We start from the raw sequence: 1,442 nt of genomic DNA on the forward strand, positions 1-1,442 counted from the left end.
GGGACTGTCCTGAAGTTTGTGTATGTCCTGGTGTGAACCGTCTGGCATGAGATGCGGTCTCTGCCGGGAAGGATCACGGATGGGCAGCAAGGACGAGCGTCCCCGCGAGAGTTCGAACATCGTACGCACGGGGGCCGAGTTGGCGAGACTGACCGAGCAGGACCGGGAGCTGGCCGAGCAACTGGTGAACCGGGCCCGCAGCGAGGGACTCAACCTGGTCGGGGAGAACGGCCTGCTCAAGGGGCTGGTGAAGCTGGTCCTGGAAGGCGCGCTGGAGGCCGAGATGACCGGGCATCTCGGCTACGAGAAGGGCGACAAAGCCGGGGCAGGGTCGGGGAACTCCCGCAACGGCACGTCAAGGAAGCGGGTCCTGACCGACGTCGGCGCGGTGGAGATCGACGTTCCCCGGGACCGGACAGGCTCCTTCAGCCCGGCCATCGTGCCCAAGCACGCCCGCCGGGTGGAGGGGTTCGACGAGGCAATCCTGTCGCTCTATGCGAAGGGCCTGACGACGGGTGAGATCCAGGCCCATCTCGCGGAGATCTATGACGTGGACGTCTCACGCGACCTGATCTCCCGCGCGACCGACAAGATCACCGAGGAGCTGGACGCCTGGCGTCAACGGCCACTGGACCGTGTCTACGCGGTGGTGATGATCGACGCGATCGTGCTGAAGATCCGCGACGGCGCGGTCGCCAACCGGCCCGTCTACATCGCGGTGGGGATCAATCTCGAAGGCGAGCGTGACGTGCTGGGCATGTGGGTAGGCTCCGGCAGCGAGGGCGCCAAGACCTGGATGACGTGGCTTGCGGAGCTGAAGAACCGCGGCGTCGAGGACGTCCTGATCGCCTGCTGCGACGGGCTGAAGGGGCTGCCGGACTCGATCCAGAACATCTGGCCGCTCGCGGACATCCAGCTCTGCGTGGTCCATATGGTCCGCAACAGTCTCAAGTACGCCTCGACCAAGCACTGGTCGCAGATCGCCAAGGAACTCCGCCAGGTCTACACGGCGGCCACCGTCGACGCCGCCGAGCAGCGGTTCGCCGAGTTCGAGGAGATCTGGGGAGCCCGCTACCCGGCCCTGATCGGGGTCTGGCGCCGCAGCTGGGAACACTTCGTGATGTTCCTCCGCTTCCCGCCCGAGATCCGCAAGATCGTCTACACCACGAACATGATCGAGTCCCTCAACTCCCGCTTCCGGCAAGCCACTCGCCGCCGGGGACACTTCCCGAACGAGGAAGCAGCCCTGAAGGTCCTCTACCTCGTCATCCGGGACCGCCAGCCCAACCGGCGCAACCCCACCGGCCGCACCTACAACTGGAAGGAAGCGATCAACACCCTCGCCGGCTTCTACGGCGACCGCGTCATCGACAATCAGTAACACCCGAATCAACCACGAGAAGCATCAACATCAGGGCTTACACGAAAAACAAGACACTCCC

The 1,442-nt window shown here is 64.8% G+C and carries 1 protein-coding gene; it reads left to right on the plus strand.

All coding sequences use genetic code 11. The features are described 5' to 3' along the window. Positions 1 to 79: 79 nt before the first annotated feature. On the plus strand, positions 80 to 1,381 hold the full coding sequence (locus tag ABZ484_RS38705; protein WP_358870635.1) for an IS256 family transposase: 1,302 nt from the start codon (positions 80 to 82) through the stop codon (positions 1,379 to 1,381). The last annotated feature ends 61 nt before the right edge of the window (positions 1,382 to 1,442 follow it).

The sequence above is a fragment of the Streptomyces sp. NPDC006393 genome, from assembly GCF_040628575.1.
Classification (GTDB): Bacteria; Actinomycetota; Actinomycetes; order Streptomycetales; family Streptomycetaceae; genus Streptomyces.